This is a genomic window from Cupriavidus sp. Agwp_2, from assembly GCF_040784895.1.
Taxonomy (GTDB): domain Bacteria; phylum Pseudomonadota; class Gammaproteobacteria; order Burkholderiales; family Burkholderiaceae; genus Cupriavidus.
On the sequence record NZ_CP088084.1, the window covers coordinates 121,532 to 142,009 of the forward strand.

At 67.5% G+C, this 20,478-nt stretch carries 17 protein-coding genes and 3 pseudogenes; 7 read left to right on the plus strand and 13 right to left on the minus strand.

Annotated elements, in window-relative coordinates:
* The first annotated feature begins 40 nt into the window (after positions 1–40).
* Together argH and LPA45_RS18395 are read left to right on the plus strand one after the other, a co-directional pair.
* Entirely contained in the window at positions 41–1,540 is a 1,500-nt protein-coding gene (gene argH / locus LPA45_RS18390; protein ID WP_116321423.1) for an argininosuccinate lyase, read from the plus strand.
* A 29-nt stretch (positions 1,541–1,569) separates the two neighbouring features.
* Positions 1,570–2,538 (plus strand): tripartite tricarboxylate transporter substrate binding protein, encoded by a 969-nt coding sequence (locus LPA45_RS18395; RefSeq protein WP_116321422.1) that lies wholly within the window; start codon positions 1,570–1,572, stop codon positions 2,536–2,538.
* A gap of 76 nt (positions 2,539–2,614) precedes the next feature.
* Here LPA45_RS18395 and LPA45_RS18400 read toward each other — a convergent pair whose 3' ends face one another.
* On the minus strand, positions 2,615–3,574 hold the full coding sequence (locus LPA45_RS18400) for a LysR substrate-binding domain-containing protein (RefSeq protein ID WP_317921610.1): 960 nt from the start codon (positions 3,572–3,574) through the stop codon (positions 2,615–2,617).
* Between the two features lie 142 nt (positions 3,575–3,716).
* Between LPA45_RS18400 and LPA45_RS18405 the strand changes: the two genes are divergently transcribed.
* A complete protein-coding gene (locus LPA45_RS18405; RefSeq protein ID WP_116321421.1) occupies positions 3,717–4,886 on the plus strand; it encodes a M20 aminoacylase family protein in 1,170 nt (389 codons plus the stop codon).
* Positions 4,887–5,095: 209 nt separating this feature from the next.
* Here LPA45_RS18405 and LPA45_RS18410 read toward each other — a convergent pair whose 3' ends face one another.
* A complete protein-coding gene (locus tag LPA45_RS18410; protein WP_116321420.1) occupies positions 5,096–6,439 on the minus strand; it encodes a nucleobase:cation symporter-2 family protein in 1,344 nt (447 codons plus the stop codon).
* A 317-nt stretch (positions 6,440–6,756) separates the two neighbouring features.
* Between LPA45_RS18410 and LPA45_RS18415 the strand changes: the two genes are divergently transcribed.
* Positions 6,757–6,960 (plus strand): hypothetical protein, encoded by a 204-nt coding sequence (locus LPA45_RS18415; protein ID WP_317921608.1) that lies wholly within the window; start codon positions 6,757–6,759, stop codon positions 6,958–6,960.
* A gap of 49 nt (positions 6,961–7,009) precedes the next feature.
* On the opposite strand, the gene LPA45_RS18420 is transcribed toward LPA45_RS18415, so the two are convergent.
* The 4 genes and pseudogenes from LPA45_RS18420 to LPA45_RS18435 form a co-directional block, all read right to left on the minus strand.
* Positions 7,010–7,189 carry a hypothetical protein gene (locus tag LPA45_RS18420; RefSeq protein WP_317921607.1) on the minus strand — a complete coding sequence of 60 codons (180 nt, stop codon included), beginning with the start codon at positions 7,187–7,189 and terminating at the stop codon, positions 7,010–7,012.
* Positions 7,190–7,345: 156 nt separating this feature from the next.
* Positions 7,346–7,921 (minus strand): annotated as a pseudogene (locus LPA45_RS18425) (proline racemase family protein); the annotation flags it as partial.
* Positions 7,920–8,084: pseudogene (locus LPA45_RS18430) on the minus strand (ABC transporter permease); the annotation flags it as partial. The pseudogenes LPA45_RS18430 and LPA45_RS18425, both read right to left, overlap by 2 nt.
* 4 nt (positions 8,085–8,088) lie before the next feature.
* Positions 8,089–8,463, minus strand: a pseudogene (locus tag LPA45_RS18435) (GlxA family transcriptional regulator); the annotation flags it as partial.
* A 206-nt stretch (positions 8,464–8,669) separates the two neighbouring features.
* On the opposite strand from LPA45_RS18435, the gene LPA45_RS18440 reads away from it, so the two are divergent.
* Both LPA45_RS18440 and LPA45_RS18445 read left to right on the plus strand, forming a co-directional pair.
* A complete protein-coding gene (locus LPA45_RS18440; protein ID WP_116321412.1) occupies positions 8,670–9,641 on the plus strand; it encodes a tripartite tricarboxylate transporter substrate binding protein in 972 nt (323 codons plus the stop codon).
* Between the two features lie 352 nt (positions 9,642–9,993).
* The gene (locus LPA45_RS18445) at positions 9,994–10,710 is read left to right on the plus strand and encodes a hypothetical protein (RefSeq protein ID WP_317921602.1); all 717 of its coding nucleotides are present in this window, start codon (positions 9,994–9,996) and stop codon (positions 10,708–10,710) included.
* Here LPA45_RS18445 and LPA45_RS18450 read toward each other — a convergent pair.
* The 7 genes from LPA45_RS18450 to LPA45_RS18480 form a co-directional block, all read right to left on the minus strand.
* Positions 10,667–11,623 (minus strand): carbohydrate kinase, encoded by a 957-nt coding sequence (locus tag LPA45_RS18450; RefSeq protein ID WP_317921601.1) that lies wholly within the window; start codon positions 11,621–11,623, stop codon positions 10,667–10,669. The two genes, LPA45_RS18445 and LPA45_RS18450, sit on opposite strands and share 44 nt — an antisense overlap.
* 21 nt (positions 11,624–11,644) lie before the next feature.
* Positions 11,645–13,294, minus strand: coding sequence for a glucose-6-phosphate isomerase (gene pgi / locus LPA45_RS18455; RefSeq protein WP_317921599.1), 1,650 nt, complete (start codon positions 13,292–13,294; stop codon positions 11,645–11,647).
* An 11-nt stretch (positions 13,295–13,305) separates the two neighbouring features.
* A complete protein-coding gene (gene zwf / locus LPA45_RS18460) occupies positions 13,306–14,793 on the minus strand; it encodes a glucose-6-phosphate dehydrogenase (RefSeq protein ID WP_317921653.1) in 1,488 nt (495 codons plus the stop codon).
* A gap of 61 nt (positions 14,794–14,854) precedes the next feature.
* The gene (locus LPA45_RS18465; protein ID WP_317921598.1) at positions 14,855–15,829 is read right to left on the minus strand and encodes an ABC transporter substrate-binding protein; all 975 of its coding nucleotides are present in this window, start codon (positions 15,827–15,829) and stop codon (positions 14,855–14,857) included.
* Between the two features lie 38 nt (positions 15,830–15,867).
* Positions 15,868–16,899: a ribose ABC transporter permease gene (locus tag LPA45_RS18470; RefSeq protein ID WP_317921597.1), complete on the minus strand. Its 1,032-nt coding sequence runs from the start codon at positions 16,897–16,899 to the stop codon at positions 15,868–15,870.
* A gap of 136 nt (positions 16,900–17,035) precedes the next feature.
* Positions 17,036–18,640 (minus strand): sugar ABC transporter ATP-binding protein, encoded by a 1,605-nt coding sequence (locus LPA45_RS18475; protein ID WP_367395086.1) that lies wholly within the window; start codon positions 18,638–18,640, stop codon positions 17,036–17,038.
* Positions 18,627–19,889 (minus strand): ROK family protein, encoded by a 1,263-nt coding sequence (locus tag LPA45_RS18480; protein ID WP_317920375.1) that lies wholly within the window; start codon positions 19,887–19,889, stop codon positions 18,627–18,629. Before LPA45_RS18480 ends, LPA45_RS18475 begins: the two co-directional genes overlap by 14 nt.
* Before the next feature lie 218 nt (positions 19,890–20,107).
* Between LPA45_RS18480 and LPA45_RS18485 the strand changes: the two genes are divergently transcribed.
* Entirely contained in the window at positions 20,108–20,452 is a 345-nt protein-coding gene (locus LPA45_RS18485; RefSeq protein WP_317920377.1) for a hypothetical protein, read from the plus strand.
* Positions 20,453–20,478: the final 26 nt, after the last annotated feature.

A 20,478-nucleotide genomic window follows, 5' to 3' on the forward strand; every position in this document is an offset into this window, starting at 1 on the left:
GGCTTCGATACTGGGTTCACCACACAACGTATCCGGAACCATGGAATCGAAAGTCAGCCGCCGGCTCAACGAGCCGCTTGCCCAGGAAATCTGCGAGCACATTTACGGTCCGCGCCTTGCGCGCGACTTCACGAGACAATTCGCCTACCTCACCGAGGTGAACCAGGCGCACCTGCTGATGCTGCACAAGACCGGCCTGGTGTCACCGGAAGTCGCACGGCAGCTGGCAGGCGGCCTGCAGCGGATGGAGGCCGAGGGGCCTGACGCGGTGACGCTGGATCCCGCCCGCGAGGATCCGTACTTCAACTATGAAGCCCGGCTGATGGAAGTGAGCGGCCGGGACATCGGCGGACGCCTGCACATGGCGCGCAGCCGGAACGACATCGCCGCCACCATCGACCGGATGCGCGCCCGCAGCATCGTCCTCGACACCATCGAGGCGCTGGGCAGCGTGCGCAGGGTGGCGCTGCAACGCGCAGGTGAATTCGCCGATGCCGTCATGCCTGGCTACACGCACCTGCAGCCCGCGCAGCCCATCACGTTCGGCTTCTACCTGAGCGCCGTGGCCGAGACGCTGGGGCGGGACATGGACCGGCTGCATGCGGCTCTGGCGCGGATCGACGCCATGCCGCTGGGTGCAGGCGCGCTGGCCGGTACGCGGTTCCCGATCGACAGGCAAGTCACCGCGACCGCGCTCGGCTTCGGTGCGCTGGTCCACAACACGCTGGATGCAGTGGCGTCACGCGACTTCGCGTGGGAGGCCATGTCCGCCATGACCATCGTCGCACTGACATGGGGTCGGGTGGCGCAGGACTTCTACGTGTGGTCCACGCCGGAGTTCGGCCTGCTGTCCTTCCCCGACCGCGTGGCGAGTACCTCGAGCATCATGCCGCAGAAGAAGAACCCCGCCGTGCTCGAATACCTGCGCGGCAAGAGCGCCCATGTCGTCGGGCTGCTGACGACCGCGCTGATTGCGGTCAAGGGCACCCACTTCACGCACACCGGCGACAGCAGCCGCGAGAGCATCCGCAGCTTCTGGGAGTGCTGCGAGGAAACGGCGCGCTGCCTGGCGCTGTTCAGGCTGGTCGTCGGCAGCGTCGAGCCGAAGCGGCAATCCATGCTGCAGCGGGTCAGGTTCGACTTTTCCGTGGCCACCGACCTGGCCGACGGGCTCGTTGCCGACGCGGGACTGTCGTTCCGCGACGCCCACCACGTCGTGGGCGGCCTGGTGCGCATGGCACTGGATGCCGGCCAGTCCGCGGGCGAAGTGACCAGCACCATGCTCGACCGCGCGGCGGTGGACGTCATCGGCCGCGCGATCGAATGGCCGGAAGCCAGGCTGCGCCAGTACCTGGACCCCGTCGAAAGCATCAACTCGCGCGGCAACGGCGGCCCTGCGCCGGCGGAGGTGACCCTTGCCATCGAGCGCCAACGCGCTCATCTTGAAGCCGTGCTGGCTTCGGTGACGTCGACACGGCAGCGCCTCGATGCGGCGCGCGACCAGATGAAGCGCGATATCGCCGCCCTGGCAGCGGCCTGATCCATCCATCCACTTCCTGCCCAAGCCCCATGAAGCTCATCGCCAAGTTACTGATTGCGGCCGTAAGCGCTGCTTGCGTTGCCCCAGGCGCGTCCGCCGCGTATCCGGACAAGCCGATCCGCCTCATCGTTCCGTTCCCGGCGGGAGGCACCGTCAACCTGGTCGGCCGAGTGCTGGCGCAGCGCCTTTCCGAGACGCTGGGCCAGCAGGTCATCGTGGAGAACAAGCCCGGTGCGGGCGGCACGCTGGGTGCGGACCTGGTCGCCAAGTCGCCGCCTGACGGCTATACGCTGCTGCTCGCGTCTTCGGGCCACCAGTCCATCCACCCGCTGATCTACAAGAAGCTGCCGTACGACGCGAACAGGGACTTTGTGCAGGTGGCACTGTTTGCCGCCGTGCCGAACGTGCTGGTGGTCTCGAACAAGGTGCCGGCGAAGACCGTCAAGGATTTCGTCGCCTATGCCAAATCTGGCGGCAAGCCGCTGTTCATGGGCTCCGCCGGCAACGGAAGCGTCAACCAGATGGTCGGGGAGCTGTTCCAGCACAAGACCGGCACCAGCTTCGAGCATGTGCCGTTCAAGGGCGCGGGCCCGGCGGCGGTTGATCTCATGGCGGGGCAGATCGACCTGATGTTCGTCAACCTGCCAAATGTCCTGCCGCAAATCCAGGGCGGGAAGATGCGCGCCCTGGCGGTCGCGAGTTCGCGGCGGGTGGCTTCGTTGCCGGGCGTTCCCACCATGGCGGAGGCCGGCATCCCTGACCTGGTGGTCGACTCCTGGTCCGGCGTGCTGGCGCCGGCGGGAACGCCCAAGGCTATCGTCGACCGGCTCTCGCTCGAGATCAACAGGATCGCGAAAGAGAAGAAAACTGCCGAGAGCCTTGCAGCCCAGGGGGCCGTCCCGATGCCCGGCACCAGCGCCGAATATGCCGCGCTGGTGCGCGTCGAGACTCAGCGCTGGAGCGAGGTGATCAGGAAGGCAAACATTACGCTGGATTGAATCTCCGGCGAGGACCGCGCGGGCCGGGTGCGTGCATTGCACGGATCCGGCCGTTTCCTGCCGCGGGCTCCTGAGCTCAGTACAACACGTCCAGCTCGTCGAACAACTCGCTGTCCTTCTGCGCCGCCGAGCGCGCGCGCCGCCGGATCTCCTGCAGCAGGCAGTCGGTAAAGCACTGCGCCGCGGGACTGCGCACCGCGTTATGGCGTGTGATGATGCCAAGCCGGCTGGTTTCGAACTGCTCCTCCAGGGCAAAGGCGTGGACCCAGCCACGCATCGGCTCGGCCAGCAGCAGCGGCCGGGGGCAGTAGCTGATCATGCCGGCATTGCGGATCAGTTCCAGCAGCAACGAGGTGGAGTGCGCGCAATGCAGCCGAGACGGGTCGATCTGTGCATCATGCTGCCAGAAGAGGTTGCGCATGAAGGACTCGTAGCTGGCCGTGGTGTAGTTGACGACCCAGTCCTGCTCCAGCAGTTCGTGCAGCGAGCGCGCCTGCCCGCATGGATGGCCGCGCCGGGCGATCACGCACGAGGTGTACGCAAGCAGCGGCTCGCACTCGAATTCCTGCGTTGACATCGCAGCCGTGAACGGCCCCACGGCAAAGTCCAGCGTGCCTTCGCGCAAGCGGGGCAAGGCCACTGCGGTCAGGCCCTCGAAGATCTCCACCTGCACGCCCGGCATGCGTTCGCGAAAACGCAGCAGCACGCGCGGCAGGAACGTCAGCATGACCCACGGCGTGACGCTGATGCTCAGCCGCCCCACGCCTTCGCCGCGCAGCGTCGCCAGCTCTTCGCTGGCGCGTGCGAGCTGGCCCACCACCAGCCGGGCATGGCCCAGCATCCGCTGTCCCGCCGCGGTCAGCGCCACGCCGCTGGCAGTGCGCGAGAGCAGGGGCAGCCGGGCTTCGCTTTCCAGTTCGCGCAGCGCCTTGGTCACCGCCGCCTGCGACAGCCCGGCCAGCCGGGCGGCGGCGCGGATGCTGCCGGCATCGGCAACGGCGACCAGCGCCTGGAGCTGGTGCAGTTTCATCGACATGCTGGATCGGGTGGGTGACAACCAAAGGTTGTCAGGGTAACAGTTTTGCGGCTATCGGCACGAGCGGGCGATGCCTAAGATCGCCGCACCCGATTCCCCGCAATCGCACCCGCAATCACCCCCACAAAACGCCGGAAACCCCATGCATCCAGATCCCGTCCTGCCCGGCATCCGCGCCATCGAAGCCGAGATGGTGGACCTGCGCCACCGCATCCATGCCCATCCCGAGCTGGGCTTCGAGGAGTTCGCCACCAGCGACCTGGTGGCCGAGTGCCTGCGGGCATGGGGTTATGCCGTGCATCGCGGCCTGGGCGGCACCGGCGTGGTCGGCACGCTGCGCCACGGCGACGGCCCTGCCATCGGCCTGCGCGCCGACATGGATGCGCTGCCGATCCGTGAAACCACCGGCCTGCCGTATGCGAGCAAGATCGACGGCAAGATGCACGCCTGCGGCCATGACGGCCACACTGCCACGCTACTGGCCGCGGCGCGCTACCTGGCCGTGCACAAGTCCTTCCGGGGCACGCTGCACGTGATCTTCCAGCCGGCCGAGGAAGGCATGGGCGGCGCGCGCGAGATGATCAAGGACGGCCTGTTCCGGCTGTTCCCGTGCGATGCGGTGTTCGCGCTGCACAACATGCCCGGACACCCGACCGGCAAGTTCGGCTTCCTGCCCGGCCCGTTCATGGCGTCCTCGGACACCGTCACCATCCGCGTGACGGGCCGCGGTGGCCACGGCGCGGTTCCGCATCGGGCGGTCGATCCGGTGGTGGCCTGCGCGTCGATGGTGATGGCGTTGCAGTCGGTGGTGTCGCGCAACGTGAACCCGCTTGACATGGCCATCGTGACCGTCGGCGCGATCGAAGCCGGCAAGGCGTCCAACGTGATTCCCGAGAGTGCCGAACTGCGGCTGTCGGTACGCGCGCTGAAGGCCGAAGTGCGCGACCTGCTGCAGGCGCGCATCACCGCGCTGGCGCATGCCCAGGCGGACAGCTTTGGTGCCAGTGCCGAGGTGCACTACGACCGCCGCTACCCGGTGCTGGTCAACGACCCCGCGACCACGGAACTGGCGCGCGAGGTTGCCCGCGAGTGGCTGGGCGAGGGCGGCCTGATCGGCGACATGGTGCCGCTGACCGGCAGCGAAGATTTCTCTTTCATGCTGGAGGAATGTCCTGGCTGCTACCTGATCGTCGGTAACGGTGATGGCGAGGGCGGCTGCATGGTCCACAACCCGGGCTACGACTTCAACGACGAATGCCTGCCGCTTGCCGCCACCTACTGGGTCAAGCTGGTCGAGCGCTACCTGCGCTGAGGTGCTGAACGTGGTGCCTGCCGTGGTGCCCATCACCGAACTGTTCCCGCGCCGCATCCGCTGGATCAAGCCAACCATTCCAAAGGGCCAGGGCAAGGCCCGCTCCCGCTTAAGCCGGGAGGTGGCCAGGCAAGGCGATGCCTGGTCATGCGAGGAAACTGACGCGGCCAGGCGGTGGTTGCCCGGCCGCGCCGGCGTCGCGGCTGGGTTCAGGCCAGTTCGCCGGAAGTCTGCGCCACTTCGTCGTGCTGCGCCTCCTCGGCGGCTTCAGCCTTGCCGCCCGGCAGCACCAGGTTCAGCGTCACCGCCACCAGCGACCCCACCGAGATGCCCGAGCCGAACACTTCCTGCACGAACAGCGGCAGCCTGGACAGCAACTCCGGGCGGAAGGTCACCGCCAGGCCGCAGCCGATCGACACGGCCACGATCAGCGTATTGCGCTGCGTGAACTCGATCCGGCTCAGCATGTTGATGCCGCCCGAGACGATCATGGCGAACATCATCAGGCCGGCGCCGCCGAGCACCGGCTGCGGAATCGTCACCACCAGCGCGCCCAGCACCGGGAACAGCCCGGCCAGCAGCAGCATCACGCCGGTCAGCGCCACCACGTGGCGGCTGGCGACACCGGTCAGCGACACCACCCCGACGTTCTGCGCGAAGGTGGACAGCGGCGGGCTCGAAATCAGCGCGGCAAAGGCGGAGCCGAAGCCGTCGCACAGGATTCCGCGCGACAGCTTGTTGCCCGTGATCGGCGTTTGCGTGGCCGAGCCGAGCGCCATGAAGGTGCCGGTGGATTCCACCGTCGTCACCAGGTAGGCAATCGCCATCGCCACGATGCCGGACACCGGGAACGCCAGGCCGAAGTGCAGCGGCTGCGGCAGCGCCAGCACCGGCGCATTGCGCATCTGCGTGAAATCGACCAGCCCCAGCGCCAGGCACAGCAGGTAGCCGCCCAGGATGCCGATCACGATGGCGGAGGCCGAGATCATGCCCTTGCCCCACTGCACCATGGCGATCACCAGCGCCAGCACGAAGGCCGCGATCGCCAGGTTGCCGACCGCGCCATACTGGGGGCTGCCTCGGCCACCGGCGGCCCAGTCCACCGCAACCGGAATCAGCGACAGGCCGATCATGGTGACGACCACGCTGGTGACCGTATGGGGAAACAGCTTGCGGATGGTGGGCATGAAATGACTGCCGACGATCATCAGCAGCGAACCGGCCAGCGCCGAGCCCAGGATGCCGGCCACGCCGTGCTCGGCGCCCACGCTGATGGCAGCGCCGACGAAGGAAAAGCTGGTGCCCATCACGCACGGCAAGCGGATCCCCACCGGGCCCACGCCCTTGCATTGAATAATCGTCACCACGCCCGAGCCGATCAGGGCGGCATTCACCAGGGCAATGATTTCCGGGGTTGGCAGCTTTAATGCCCCGCCGATCACCAGCGGTACCGCGATAATGCCGCCGAGGGCGGCGAGCAGATGCTGAAGTGCCAACAGCACGGTAGTGATGCGCGGCGGACGGTCTTCCACCTTGAACAGCAAAGGCGCCATTCACGTCTCCTGATTATGCGGGTGGATGGTTCCACCTTTTTCATTTGTTCCGGGCCGGCCGGCATATGCCGCCGGGAGGGGCAATGCACGTGCCGCGGAAGCATCGATCCGGCTTCCGCGGCGCGCCCGGCATGCTATCCGGAAAGTAAATAGAAAATCAATCGATTTGATTATTACGCTGCCGTGATGCGGCAGGGGCTTGAATTGGTGTATATAGAACCGGCCGGGCGATATATTGTCGGTCGATAATAATCGGAGGCGATGCGTGTCGATAGATGACGGGAATCGGTAATGGAAATAGCAGGTGAAATCATCAATTGATTCCGCTGGCCGGGTTTGTCAAAACAATAATCGGCGGCGACATGTATCTTCGGTTTCCCTTGTCAGTGCCGGTCTGTCTGCGCCGCGTTACGCTTGATATTGTCTTGCCGGATTGTCGTGCAATGGACTGTGTGGAAAATGAAAAAAAATTGCCGCCCGGCGCCTGCCAACGCCGGGCGGCACGTCTGGCGGTACCGTGAGGCGGTCAGCCAGACCTCCGCTTCGGAGGGTCAAGGAGGAGAGGGAAAATCAGAGCACGTCAACCACCGCCATGGCGGCGGCACAGCATGCGAGCGATAGCAGAACCCACAACACCAGCAGCAGCGAATTGTCTGCCGCCCGCGCGGCGCGATGCGCGGGCTTGTCAGGGGAGCGGTGGGGTATGACCCCGAATGGCCGGTAGCTGGTGATCTGCACGATGGGCTCCATGAGCTGTCGTTTCACGGCAGATGATCGGCGCCGCTCCCCTTAGAGGAAGCATATGAAAGCGCCGCCTTCGCCGCTCCCGGTTGCGCGCTGATAGCCGCGTCGGCGTCCGTCTGACAGTAGTCCATCCCGCCCCGGCTGAACGGGATGGACCCGCCTTCAGCGCACCAGGAACCCCGCCCCCACCGGATCGTTCCGGTCGATCAGCCAGCGCGCCGTGCCCAGGATGCTGGCGGTGCCCTTGACCGTCGGGCGCACTGCGCGGGTGCCGTTCAGGCTCACTTCGCCAAGCAGGCAGCCCTCGAACGTGCCGCTTCCGAGCAGGCCCTCGGACAGGATGGGCTGGTTCATGCCGAGCTTGCCGCGTGCCTCGAACATCGCCATCATCGCGCTGGTGCCGGTGCCGCCGGGCGAGCGGTCCAGCTGACCGGCGCTGAAGACGTGGACATTCTTGTAGAAGGCGCCTTCGATCGTGGGCTGGTGCCAGAAGGTGACGAAGTTCAGGTTGTTGATATGCGCTTCGGTCGGATGCTGGATGCGCATCTGTTCCTTGATCTGCTCGCGCACCAGCATGCCCAGGCGCGACAGCTCGGTGCCGTTGTCGGGCGAGATGCGCAGCGCGCACGGCGACAGGTCGACGATGCCGAAGTAGTTACCGCCCCAGACCAGGTCGGCCTTCAGGTCGCCGTAGCCGGGCAGGTGCACCGGGATGTCCTGCGCGGCCACATACGCGGGAGATGAACGCGAAGATCGATCCCGTCACGATGCCCGCGCGGATCTGCGGCAGCGTGACCAGGACGAAGGTGGTCCACGGGTTCGCGCCGAGGTCGGCGGAGGCTTCTTCCAGGGCCTTCTGCTCGGGCGTCATCAGCGCCAGCGTGGCCCGCAGCACGAACGGCGTGCAGCAGCCAGCTACCGTATTCGAGCCGCAGCGAACGCTGGAAGCTCATCGGCGACATCGCCAGCGCCTCGTGGAACGCGCGTTCGAGCTGGCGCCGCCCCAGCCCTACATAGCGCGCGATGGCATCAAGCGAAGGCGGGTTGTCGATGCGCTGCTCGATAAAGTGGGCCGCCTGGCGTACGCGCGCATCCTGGATATGGGTCAGGTCGGCATAGAAATGCGCCTGCGGCAGCTTGGCCGGCCGCATCCCCTGCAACATCATGTGGCGCACCGCCTGCTGCGCCTTCTCCCTTCCGCAATGGCGCGCAACGAGATACAGCCCCAGGTCAATGGCCGCGGTCGACCCGGCACAGGTAATCAGGTCGCCTTCGTCAACCTCGCGTGATTTCCGTGCACGGTTCGGAATGACGCCGCGGGAATTCAAGCGGCAGCAGCGGCCGGAGTAGCTGGCGCGCCAGCCAACGTTGTCCGTACATACCCTCAGTTGACGATGAAATTTATGGGCATAAAATCCAATTCATAACCATGAATAATGACGGGCCCTGGCGATGTGCCGGCGGCCCGCTAACCGGAGACTGCCCGATGACCGTCAACCTGCGCCGCCGCCTGATGCTGTGCGCCGCCGTGCTGGGCACCCTGCCCACGCTGGCCTGGAGCGACACCTATCCCAGCAAGCCGATCCGCGTGGTGGTGCCGTTCTCTCCCGGCGGCGCTACCGACGTGGTGGCGCGGCTGATCTCGCAGAAGCTGGGCGAGGCGCTGAAGCAGTCGGTAGTGGTGGAAAACCGGCCCGGCGCCAACGGCATCATCGGCACCGACATCGTGGCGCGCGCCGCGCCGGACGGCTATACGCTGCTGCTCAACAGTGCCGGGGCGCAAACGCTAAGCCCGCTGCTGTACAAGGCCGGTTATGAGCCGCTGAAGAGTTTTGCGCCGATTTCGCTGATCAGCAATATCGGCTTCGTCATGGTGGTCCACCCATCCGTGCCGGCCAGGACCGTGCAGGAATTCGTGGCGCTGGCCAAGTCCAAGACCAGGCCGCTGAGCATGTCAGTCGGCAGCAGCATGATCGAGCTGATCGGGGCGAGCTTCAAGGCGAACGCGGGGATTCCTGATGTCGTCAGCGCTTCGTACAAGGGCACCGGGCCGCAGATGCAGGCCGTGGCGTCGGGCGAGGTCGACATGACCATCGATCCGTTCAATTCGATGGCGATGATCAAGGCCGGCAAGCTGCGTCCGCTGGCGGTGTTTGCTTCCAGGCGTTCACCGACGCTGCCGCAGGTGCCGACCATGCAGGAGGCGGGCTTCGACGGCATGGCGTTCAACTCGTGGGCGGGCTTGCTGGCGCCTGCCGGCACGCCCAGGGAGATTGTCGCCCGGTTGAACCAGGAGGTGACGCGCATCGTCGCGCTGCCGGAAATCAAGGAAAAACTGGCGGCGATCGACTACGAGGCGGTCGGCAGCACGCCGGAGCAGTTCGCCACCACCATCGCCGAAGATACGGCCCGCTGGGCCCGAATCGTCAAGGAAACCAACTACAAGGCCGGTTCCTGATCCGATGCAAGACCCGCCGCGCGCGGGTTGACCCGCTTCCGGCGCAGGCATTACACTGCGCCCCGTTCTGATAAACGGAGCTATCCGTGGACAGTTGTCCCAGTTATTCTCGCGGAAGGGGATCGCCCCGGGCCGCCGTGGCGCGCTGAGCAACTGCAGTCTTGTGGCTGCAGGCGCGCGCTGACGCGGCCTGCAGCGTCCTTGCCACCGGCAAGGCTTCATTCACGTCAATCCGGCACACGCGCACGCTGCTGCGGTGCCGCCGGCGTCCCTTTCCTGCTCATCGAAATCCTGTCACGACCGCCGTGTATCGTCGCCGGCCGTGTTCCCGCATGTGTTCAGGAGGGCTGCCATGGCATGGCACCATGTCTTTGTTCGTCTCGCCGCGCTGGCCTTGCTGGCCGCGGTCACCAGCCGGGCCGCGATCGCCGCGCGGCCGCTGATCACCGACGATGCCCGCATCGTCGATCCGAAGTCCTGCCAGCTTGAATCGTGGATGCAGTTTCAATCCGCCGGCAATGAGTTCTGGGCGCTGCCGGGCTGCAACCCTACAGGGAACCTGGAGCTGAGCCTGGGCGGGTCGCTGCAGCGCGTGGACGGCGGCACGGATTTCACCAACGTGCAGTTCCAGGGGAAGACGCTGCTCAAGCCGCTGGAAACCGGCGGCTATGGCGTTGCCTTGACGGCTGGCCTGATTCACCATCCCACCGCGGAACAGCGCAAGCTGTTCGGCAACGTCTATGTCAACGTGCCGGTGTCGTTCTCGTTTGCCGACGATCGCTTCCTGGCGCACCTTAACGTCGGTGCCAATCGTGACACCGAAGCGGGACAGACGCGCATGACATGGGGTGTAGGCACCGAAACCCAGGTACATCCGCGTGTGGCCGTCGTCGCCGAGACCTTTGGCGAGAACCGCGGCAAGCCCTCGTTCCAGGCGGGGCTTCGCTTCTGGGTCGTGCGGGACCGGGTGCAGGTCGATACCACCTATGGCAATGTGTTCGGCGGAGGGACTGGCGAGCGGTTTTTTACGATCGGATTGCGGTTGCTGTCGCCGGCGTTTTTGCCTTAGCGTTCAGCAATCCCTCGACTTCTTCCCGCGACGGCGGATATGCCCCGGCCCTCGTCGCCGCCACCGCCGCCGCCGCAGCGGCAAGCCGCGCCTGCGCCGCCAGGTCGTGTGCGGCGCCCGACAGCACGCCTGCCATCCACCCGCCCATCGCGGCGTCACCGCAGCCGACCGTGTCGGCGACTTCGACGCGCAGCGCCGGCTGTTCGACCGTGGCACTGCCTTTGAACAGCGTCATGCCCTCGGCGCCGCGCGTCAGCATCACGGTGGCGTCGGGCGCCATGGCGCGTACCTGCGCGAAGGCGGCAGAAGTGTCGAGGGTGGGAAAGAGGCCTGCCAGGTCCTCGTCGGAGATCTTTACGTAGCTCGCCAGTCGCAGCATATGCGCCAGCACCGCGCCGTAGTGCGGCGTACGCATCAGGTCGCGGAAATTGGGATCGAAGGCGATGCGCTTGCCGGCTTGCGCAGCCTGCGTGGCTTCTTCGCACAGCCGCGCGGCCAGCGGCTGGCGCACCAGGCTGATCGAGCCGAAATGCACGACCTCAGCGGCCTGGCGCCAGCCCCCAGGCAGCGCGGCGGGATCGAAGTGCAGGTCGGCGCTGTCGTCGCCGACAAAGAAATACTGCGGCGGATGGCGCGAGGCGACGAAGGCCAGGAAGGGAGAGCGCGGCACGCGCTGCAGGAAGCGCGTGTCCAACCCGGCCGCGGCGCTGGCGTGGGCAAGGTCGTCGCCAAACAGGTCCTGGCTGACGCTGCCGGCGAATGCGGTGGCAATGCCCAGCCGCGCGCCGGTGCGCGCCACGTTCCAGCACGAGCCGCCGGGCAGGCCAAGCCAGCTGCCGTCGGGCTGGCGCACCATGTCGGTCAGGGCTTCGCCAAAGACGACATAGCGGGGCAGGGAGGTAGGCGTGGACATCGGTTGTCTCCGGCGGAAAACTCAGGCCTCGGCGCCTTGCGCGGCCAGGGCGGCCTGCGCGCGGCGGATCAGTGCGGCGGTGGAGGCGTCGTGCCGGGTCGCGGCCGCCGTGCCTTCCAGCTCGCGCTGGATCGGTGCGGCCAGCTTCTTGCCCAGTTCAACGCCCCACTGGTCAAAGGAGTTGATCTGCCACAGCGCGCCCTGCACGAAGGTGCGATGCTCGGCCAATGCCAGCAGCGCACCGAGGTGCCACGGATCCAGCCGCTGCAGCAGCAGCGTATTGCTGGGCCGGTTGCCTTCGAACACCAGGTGCGGCACCAGCGCTTCATCGCTGACGCCTTCGGCGCGCACTTCGTCAGCGGTGCGCCCGCGCAGCAGCGCCTCGCCCTGCGCGAAGCAATTGGCCAGCAGCTTGGCATGGTGCCCCGGCAGGTCGCTGACCGGCTCCAGCGTGGCGATGAAGTCTACCGGAACCAGCTGCGAGCCCTGGTGCATCATCTGGAAATACGCGTGCTGGCCGTTGGTGCCGGTCGTGCCCCACACCACGGGGGCCGAGCCTGCCTGGATGCTGCCGCCATCGAGCCGCACCGACTTGCCATTGCTTTCCATCTCCAGTTGCTGCAGGAAGGCAGGCAACAGCTCCAGCGGTTCGCAGTAAGGGGCAACACAGCGGCTGCCGGCGCCGAGGAAGCTGCGATACCAGACATCGAGCAGTCCCAGCAGCATTGGCAAGTTCTGCGCCGGCGGCGCGCTGGCGAAATGCAGGTCCATCGCGCGCGCGCCGTCGAGCAGTTCGCGGAAGCGCGTGAAGCCCACCGCCACGGCGATCGACAGTCCCACCGCCGACCACAGCGAAAAGCGTCCCCCTACCCAGTCCCAGAACGGGAACATGTTGGCCGGGTCGATGCCGAACGCGGCCACCGCCTCGCGGTTGGTCGAGACCGCCACGAAATGGCGCGCCAGGTCCGCGCGAGACGCACCCTGCTGCACGAACCAGTCGCGCGCGGTGCCGGCATTGGCCATCGTTTCCAGCGTGGTGAAGGTCTTGGAGCAGACGATCACCAGCGTCGTCGCGGCGTCCAGCGGCGCCAGCGTGCGCGCCAGGTCGCTGCCGTCGACGTTGGCGACGAAATGCATGCGCGGCCCGGCGTGGTCGGCCATTCCGGCGCTTGCCAGCGCACGGCAGACCATGCGCGGTCCCAGGTCCGAGCCGCCGATGCCGATGTTGACCACATCGGTGATCGCGCGGCCGTCAAAGCCGGTCCAGGCGCCGCTGCGCACGGCATCGGCAAATCGTTCCATTTGCGCCAGCACCGCGGCAACGTCCTCGCCGACCGGCACGCCGAGCGCACGGTAACCGTCTTCCGGGTAAGCGCGCAACGCGATATGCAGCGCGGCGCGGCGCTCGGTGGTGTTGACCGGCTCGCCGGCGAACATGGCATCGCGCCGTTCTGCCACGCGTGCCTGGCCTGCCAGGTCGAGCAGCAGTTGCAGGGTCTCGCCGGTGATGCGGTTCTTGGCGAAGTCGAGCGTCAGGCCGCAGGCCTCGGCGGTGAGGCGCTCGGCGCGCACAAGGCCATGCGGGCCGTCGAACCAGTCGCGCATATGGGTATGGAGCAGGGTCTCGGCATGGGCGCGCAGCGCTTGCCAGGCGGGGAGGGTGGTGTGCATGTCGATGGCTCCTACATTTCCTCGTGCCAGGCCTGGCCGTCGCGAGACAGCAGGGCGCTGGAGGCCGCCGGCCCCCAGGTGCCGGCGGTATATGGCTTGGGCGGCGCGGTAGTGTTCTCCCACGCCTGCAGGATCGGCGCGACCCAGCGCCACGCCTGCACCTGCTCGTCGCGGCGAACGAACAGCCCCAGCCGGCCGCGGATCACGTCGAGCAGCAGCCGCTCATACGCACCCACGCGCCGCACGCGCGGGGCCGCGCTGGTCAGCTGCAGGTCGAGCGAGGCGGGCAGCAGCGCCTGCGTGTCGCCCGGCTGCTTGGTCAGGAAATAGAGGCGGATGCTCTCTTCCGGCTGCAGCGTGATCACCAGACGGTTGCCGGCCATGGTGCCCAGCGGATGCGGGAACAGCGGGTACGGTACGTCGTGGAAATGGATCACGATCTCGGCCACGCGCGATTGCATGCGCTTGCCGGTACGCAGGTAGAACGGCACACCGGCCCAGCGCCAGTTGGCGATCTCGGCGCGGATCGCGACAAAGGTCTCGGTGCGGCTGTCCGGGGCGATACCCGGCTCGCTGGCGTAGCCCGGCACCGGATTGCCGCCGGCGGCGCCGCGGCAATACTGCCCGCGTACCACTTTCTCGGCCACGTCCTCGGTGCGGATCGGGCGCAGCGCCTTCAGGATCTTGAGCTTCTCGTCGCGGATGGCGTCTTCCGACAGGCTGGTGGGCGGCTCCATCGCCACCATGCAAAGCAGCTGCAGCAAGTGGTTCTGCACCATGTCGCGCAGCGCGCCGATGCCGTCGTAGAAGCCGCCGCGCCGCTCCACGCCCAGCTCTTCGGCAATGGTGATCTGCACCTGGCGCACCCATTCGCGCCGCCACAGGGGCTCGAACAGCACGTTGCCGAAACGCATCGCCATCAGGTTCTGCACCGACTCCTTGCCCAGGTAATGGTCGATGCGATAGATGCGGTCCTCGGCGAAATGCCGCGCCACTTCGGCATTGATGGCTTCGGACGACGCCAGGTCATGGCCGAGCGGCTTCTCCAGTACCACCCGGCTGCGCTCGCCGGCCAGCCCAACGCGCGCCAGCTGGGCGCAGATGGTGGCGAAGAGGTGAGGTGCCGTTGCCAGGTAGCACACCACCACCGGCGCCGCGCGGGCGTTGACCAGTTCGGCGAGCGCATCGAAGCCGGCATCGGCGTTGGCATCGACCTGCAGGTACACGATGCGCTCCAGGAACCCTTGCCAGGCCGCGACGTTGCCGGCCAGCGCCGGCAGCACCTCGTCGTTCAGCATGGCAACATAGGCGTCGTGCGACAGCGGCTGGCTGCCCAGCGCCAGGATGCGCCCGCGCGGGTGCAACGCGCCGGCGGCGTGCGCATCGAACAGCGCCGGCAGCAGCTTGCGCCGCGCCAGGTCGCCGGTGGCGCCGAACAGGACGAAGCCGAATTCGGGCGCGTGGGCCGCGGCCGGGGCCGCGGTGGAAAGGCTGTCCATCATGTCAGGAAGAAACGGTGTGTTAGGCAAGGCGATTTGAAAAGATGGCAGGCCATGCCGCTCAGCGCGGCGCGGCCCAGCCCTTGTACTGGCCGACATTGGCGCGCGTCACCAGTGTCGATGGCAGCATCACCGTCGGCGCGGCGGGACGTTGGCCGTTCATCATGCCGACGCCCAGCCGCACCGCGGTGCGCGCGATGGCCCACGGGTCCTGGCTGGCCGACGCCTGCACCAGCGTATCGGCCTTGAGCGCGGCTTCGATATCGGGTGCGCCGTCGACCGAAGCGATCAGGATGTCGCGGCGGTTGAGCTGGCGCGCGGCCAGGTCGGCGCCCACGGCCTGCGGGTCGTTGATGGTGAAGACCGCGTCGACCTTGGGAAAGCGCGTCAGGTACAGCTGCATCACGTTCAGGCCGCCCTCGCGCGAGCCCTTGGCGTCCTGGTCGTCCGACAGGATGCGGATGTCGGGGTGCCGCGCCAGCACGGCCTTGCAGCCCTTCACGCGATCGAGCACCGCCGACACCGGCGGCCCGTTCTGGATGATCACGTTGCCGCGCCCCTTGAGCCGCTCGGCGATAAAGCCGCACGCCAGCTCGCCGGCCTGGGTGTTGTCGGTCTGCACCGTGGCATCGGCACCGGCGGCCGCCACATCGACCGCCACCACCACGATGCCGGCCTTGCGCGCCTTGCGCACGGCGGGCTCGATCGCCCGCGCATCCGCCGCGTTGATCAGGATCAGGTCGACTTTGGCGACGATAAAGCTGTCGATATGGGTGAACTGCTTGTTCAGGTCATAGTCCGCCGACAGCACGGTGACCTTGACGTCGGGATTGACCTGCCGTGCCGCGGCTTCGGCACCTCGCGCCAGCGCGACGAAATACGGGTTGCCGAGCGAGCCCAGCGTTACGCCGACCTTCTTGAGCTGGCGCGGCGGGGTTTGTGCGGCAGGCTGCGACGGCGCCTGCGCGGCGGCCGGCGGCGCGCTGAGCGCGGCCAGGGCGCCCACTGCCAGTGCGCAGAGGAAAGGCTTGATCACGATCTGTCTCCTGTCAGGGCGTTGTGCAGGGGCGTTAGTCACGTCCGCGCCGAGCCTTTCTGGCGGTAGCGGTCCAGCGCCACCGCGCCGATGATCACCAGCCCCTTGATGATGTATTGCCAGATATCCGACACGCCCAGCAGGATCAGGCCGTTGGACAGCACCGCGATGATCAGTGCGCCGACCAGCGTGCCGGTGATCGAGCCGACCCCGCCAACGAAGCTGGTGCCACCCAGGATCACCGCGGCAATCGCGTCCAGCTCATAGGACTGGCCAAGCTGCAGGCCGTTGGCCGCGTACAGCCGCGATGCCGACATGACGCCACCCAGCCCCGACAGCAGGCCGGACACGGCATAGACGAAGAGCAGCACCACCCACACCTTGATGCCCGACAGCCGGGCCGCCTCGGCGTTGCCGCCAACGGCATAGATCTGCAGGCCCAGCACCGTGCGGCGCAGCACCAGCCACGACACCGCCACCACTGCTGCGGCGATCACGACCAGCCAGGGCATGCCCAGCAGGTCGCCGTTGCCGATGAAGGCAAAGGAGATGTCGGGGTTGTAGACGGTGCTGTCATGGCCCACCAGCCGGGCCAGGCCGCGCACCGCGGTCAGGCTGCCGAGCGTCACGATGAACGGCGGCAGTTTCATGAAGGCGATCAGCGCGCCGTTGACCAGCCCGAACAGCAGCCCGCACAGCAGCGCAGCGGGCACGCTCAGCGCCGCCAGCTGCGGCACCAGCGAAACCAGCATCGCCACTACCGCGGACACCGACAGGATCGATCCCACCGAAAGGTCGATGCCGCCGGTCAGGATGACAAAGGTCATGCCCGCGGCCAGCACCAGGTTGATCGACGCCTGCTGCGCGATGATCGACAGGTTCTGCAGGCTGGCGAAGTTGTCGGTCAGCAGCGTGAAGCCGAAGCAGAGCAGCACCAGCACCGGCAGCATGCCGAGCGCGCGCAGGCGCTCCTGCGTAGTGGCGCGGCCGGCGGCGCCCGGCAGGGCCGGGCCGGTGGATGGGGCGACGGCTGCAGTGGCGTGGGCGGTGGGATGGAAGGGGTTGCGCATGGTGTCTCCTTGTCGGAACGTCGTGCCTGCGGGGGCCGAAGTGCTTATGTGCGTATATGTCTTGCAATTGGCGACTGCTGAACCGATTGTTTGCTCCCCTCTCCCGCTTGGGAGAGGGGAGCAACCGCGGGCCTCGTCAATGCAGTGTGGTGTGTTGAATGTCCCCACCCGCGCCTGTCGCCAGCGCAATGATCCGTTCCTGCATGCCAGCCGCATCGGCACAGCCGGCCACTTCCCCGACCAGTTCGCCTTCGCGCATCACCAGCACGCGGTCGCACAGGCCGACCACCTCGGGCAGTTCGCTGGAGATCAGCAGCACGGCTACGCCCGAGCGGGCCAGCTCGTCCACCAGCCGATAGATCTCCGCCTTGGCGCCGATATCCACGCCGCGCGTTGGCTCATCCAGGATCAGCACGCGCGGCCGCGTTTCCAGCAGCCGCGACAGCATTACCTTCTGCTGGTTGCCGCCGGACAGGGCGCCCACATTGACCTGCGCATGCGCCACGCGGATGCCGAGCGAGCGGATCGCCTGCGCGGTGCGCTGCCGCGCGCTGGCGCGATTGAGCCGGCCGCCGCGCAGCGCGTCGCGGGCCGCCACGATCAGGTTGATGTTCTCGTGCACGCTCTGGTCCAGGAACAGGCCCTGCAGCTTGCGGTCCTCGGTCAGGTAGGCGATGCCGGCGTCTATCGCTTGCCGCGGGCTGGCAATCGCCAGCGGCGTGCCAGCGACGAACACGGCACCATCGGTGCGCGCATCGGCGCCGAAGACCAGCCGCGCCAGCTCGGTACGGCCGGCGCCGACCAGCCCGGCCAGCCCCAGCACTTCGCCGGCGCGCAGGTCGAAGCTGCATGGCCGCACGCGCCGGCCATCGGACATGTTGCGCACCGACAGCATGATCTCGCCCCGGCGTGTCTCGCCATGGGTCTTGGTGTAGAAGCCGGACAGGTCGCGGCCCACCATCATCTTGACCAGTGCGGCCCGGGTCAGGTCGTCGCGTTCCAGCGTGCCGACGAAGCAGCCGTCGCGCAGCACCGTGACGCGGTCGGCCAGCTCGTCGATCTCGGCCATGCGATGGCTGATGTAGATGATCGCCATGCCTTCGGCGCGCAGCTGGCGGATCAGCGCGAACAACCGGTCGGTCTCGCGGGTGGACAGCGGCGTGGTGGGTTCATCCATTACCAGGATGCGCGTCTCGAAGTGCACCGCGCGTGCGATCTCGACCAGCTGGCGCTGCGCGATCGACAGCGTGTGCACCGGCGTGGCCGGCGTGAAATCCGCCCCGAGCCGCGCCAGCGTGGCTTCGCACGCGCTGGCCATGGCGGCCCGGTCGACCATGCCGCGGCGGTGCAGATGCCGGCCCAGGTAGATGTTCTCGGCCACGCTCAGGTTCGGCGCCAGGCTCAGTTCCTGGTAGATCACGGCGATGCCGTGCTCGCGCGCCGCGGCGGGGCCGCCGAAGGCGACCGGCTCTCCGGCGATGTGGCACTCGGCGCCAGGGTCGGCGGTGTAGGCGCCCGACAGGATCTTCATCAGCGTCGATTTGCCGGCGCCGTTCTCGCCCATCAGCGCATGGACTTCCCCCGCGTAGACGGTCAGCTGCACGTTGCTGAGCGCCTTCACACCGGGAAAGGTCTTGGAAATATTGCGCAGCGCCAGCAGCGGCGCGCCAGCGCCAGCGGCGGCGGCGTCAAGCGGGCGCTGCGACAGGGGCAGGGTGCGCGATGCTTCAGACCATGGCATGGCTGGCCTCCGGGACGATGGCCGAGGCGCCCTTGAGCAGTTCGGCGCGCGGCGAGAAGTTCATGAACATCGGCAGCGACGCGGCGCCGACCGCGCCAGCGTTGGCGCCGAAGCAGCCGCGCACCACGGTGGCGGGCGCGCGCGCTTCGGGCGCGCTGTCGGCCAGCGCCTGCTGCAGCCGGTCGATCAGGGTCGACACCAGCCCGCCGTCGATGTCGGCGTCGAAGATCACCAGCGGCACGTCGAGCACCGCCAGCGCTGATTGCAGGGCGGGCGCCAGCGCGTCGACGCAGTCGTCGATCCATTCCGCCACCGCCGGATGGCCCAGTTCGGCCTGTCGCTGCAGGTCGGCATGGCCGTTGACCGCCACGCCGTGATAGCGCAGGTGGCGCGTCAGCGCATTGAGCGACGCGCGCGACAGCAGCAGGTCGCGCCGCTTGCCGCCGGGGGCGGGCGCGGAGGGCAGGGTGCTGGGCGGCACCGGCATCATGGCGATATCGCCGGCATTCCCCGACACGCCGCGCACGCAGTCGCCATTGAGCACCACGCCGCCGCCGATGGCCGGGCCCAGGAACACATAGAGGAAATGCTGCGCATGGTGGCGCCCGTAGAACAGCTCGGCCACGGCGGCGGCGGTGCCGTCGTTCTCGCTGAACACCGGCAGGCCGGTGACGCTATTGAGCATCGCAGCGAAGTCGGCTTCGTCCCAGGCGCGGAAGCTCGCCTGGAAGTCCTGGCCCTGCACATCCAGCTCGCGCAGCCACGCCCCGAGGTTATAGGGCTGCGCCACGCCGATTCCCAGCAGCCGCTTCTGCTCGTCCGGGCTGAGCTGGGCGCGCATCGCCTCGATATCGCGACGCACCAGTTCCAGTGCCTGCTCGGGGTGGGGCAGGACCAGTTGGTGGGCATGGCTGGCGAGCAGTTCGCCGGCAAAGTCCACCATCACGGTCTCGATGCTGCCGCGGTCGAGCCGCACGCCGATGCCGAAGGCGCCCTTGGCCTTGAGCCGGATCAGGCTGGCGGGCTGGCCGCGCTGGCCTTCGGTGCGGCGCCCGGCCTGCTCGACCAGCCCTTCGTCGGCGAGGGTTTGCACGATGCTGCCGACGGCGGTGTTGGTCAGCTGCGCCATCCGCGCTAGATCGGCCTTCGACGCCTCTCCGGCCCGGCGCAACGCCAACAGCAGCGCGCGTTCGTTGTACAGGCGCAGGCTGGCGGAATTCACGCCACGGCCTGCCTTGGATGCGGTCATGTTGTCTCCGTCCTCTGGCCGACGCACATGGGCGCCGGCTCCGGTATTAATTAATTCATGTTGAATTAAAGATTAGTCGAGGGCAGAACTCAACCACGGGAAAACCCGCACGGCCGATGCGCCGCATGACTTATGGGTTGCTAATAGCGCACTTTGCTTGCGCGCCGCCCGTCAGCTGGCTAGCGTAGAAACCGGACAACCGGAGGTGGAGCAAGACGATGAAGGCCCGCGCAGAACCCGGCCGCTGGAGCCGCTACTACGTCCTGGACCTGAAGAACCGCCCGGTGGAGGTGGCGGGGCGCGAGGCGTGGGAGCGCTGGATGGCCGAGAACGACCCCATATTCCGCCGCACGCTGTTGCAGGACAGCGGCGGCGTGGTCACCACGCGTTTTCGGGGACTGGCGCAGGCGTCAGGCGACGCACCGCTGTTCGTGACCCGCGTGACCGGCATGGGCGAGCACGACAATCAAAGCTACGGCGCGCCGACGCTCGCTGCCGCGCTGGATCTGCACGACGAAATCGTGAAGACGCTATTGCGGCAGCTCGGCGGGACGGTGCCGTAGTTCGAAGGCCCTAGCCGCCGCCGGTG

Excerpts from the sequence above, each read along its gene's own strand:
- argH (WP_116321423.1), top strand. The coding sequence starts at position 41 with ATGGAATCGAAAGTCAGCCGCCGGCTCAACGAGCCGCTTGCCCAGGAA.
- LPA45_RS18395 (WP_116321422.1), top strand. The coding sequence starts at position 1,570 with ATGAAGCTCATCGCCAAGTTACTGATTGCGGCCGTAAGCGCTGCTTGC.
- LPA45_RS18400 (WP_317921610.1), bottom strand. The coding sequence starts at position 3,574 with ATGTCGATGAAACTGCACCAGCTCCAGGCGCTGGTCGCCGTTGCCGAT.
- LPA45_RS18405 (WP_116321421.1), top strand. The coding sequence starts at position 3,717 with ATGCATCCAGATCCCGTCCTGCCCGGCATCCGCGCCATCGAAGCCGAG.
- LPA45_RS18410 (WP_116321420.1), bottom strand. The coding sequence starts at position 6,439 with ATGGCGCCTTTGCTGTTCAAGGTGGAAGACCGTCCGCCGCGCATCACT.
- LPA45_RS18420 (WP_317921607.1), bottom strand. The coding sequence starts at position 7,189 with ATGGAGCCCATCGTGCAGATCACCAGCTACCGGCCATTCGGGGTCATA.
- LPA45_RS18440 (WP_116321412.1), top strand. The coding sequence starts at position 8,670 with ATGACCGTCAACCTGCGCCGCCGCCTGATGCTGTGCGCCGCCGTGCTG.
- LPA45_RS18445 (WP_317921602.1), top strand. The coding sequence starts at position 9,994 with ATGGCATGGCACCATGTCTTTGTTCGTCTCGCCGCGCTGGCCTTGCTG.
- LPA45_RS18450 (WP_317921601.1), bottom strand. The coding sequence starts at position 11,623 with ATGTCCACGCCTACCTCCCTGCCCCGCTATGTCGTCTTTGGCGAAGCC.
- pgi (WP_317921599.1), bottom strand. The coding sequence starts at position 13,294 with ATGCACACCACCCTCCCCGCCTGGCAAGCGCTGCGCGCCCATGCCGAG.
- zwf (WP_317921653.1), bottom strand. The coding sequence starts at position 14,793 with ATGGACAGCCTTTCCACCGCGGCCCCGGCCGCGGCCCACGCGCCCGAA.
- LPA45_RS18470 (WP_317921597.1), bottom strand. The coding sequence starts at position 16,899 with ATGCGCAACCCCTTCCATCCCACCGCCCACGCCACTGCAGCCGTCGCC.
- LPA45_RS18475 (WP_367395086.1), bottom strand. The coding sequence starts at position 18,640 with ATGCCATGGTCTGAAGCATCGCGCACCCTGCCCCTGTCGCAGCGCCCG.
- LPA45_RS18480 (WP_317920375.1), bottom strand. The coding sequence starts at position 19,889 with ATGACCGCATCCAAGGCAGGCCGTGGCGTGAATTCCGCCAGCCTGCGC.
- LPA45_RS18485 (WP_317920377.1), top strand. The coding sequence starts at position 20,108 with ATGAAGGCCCGCGCAGAACCCGGCCGCTGGAGCCGCTACTACGTCCTG.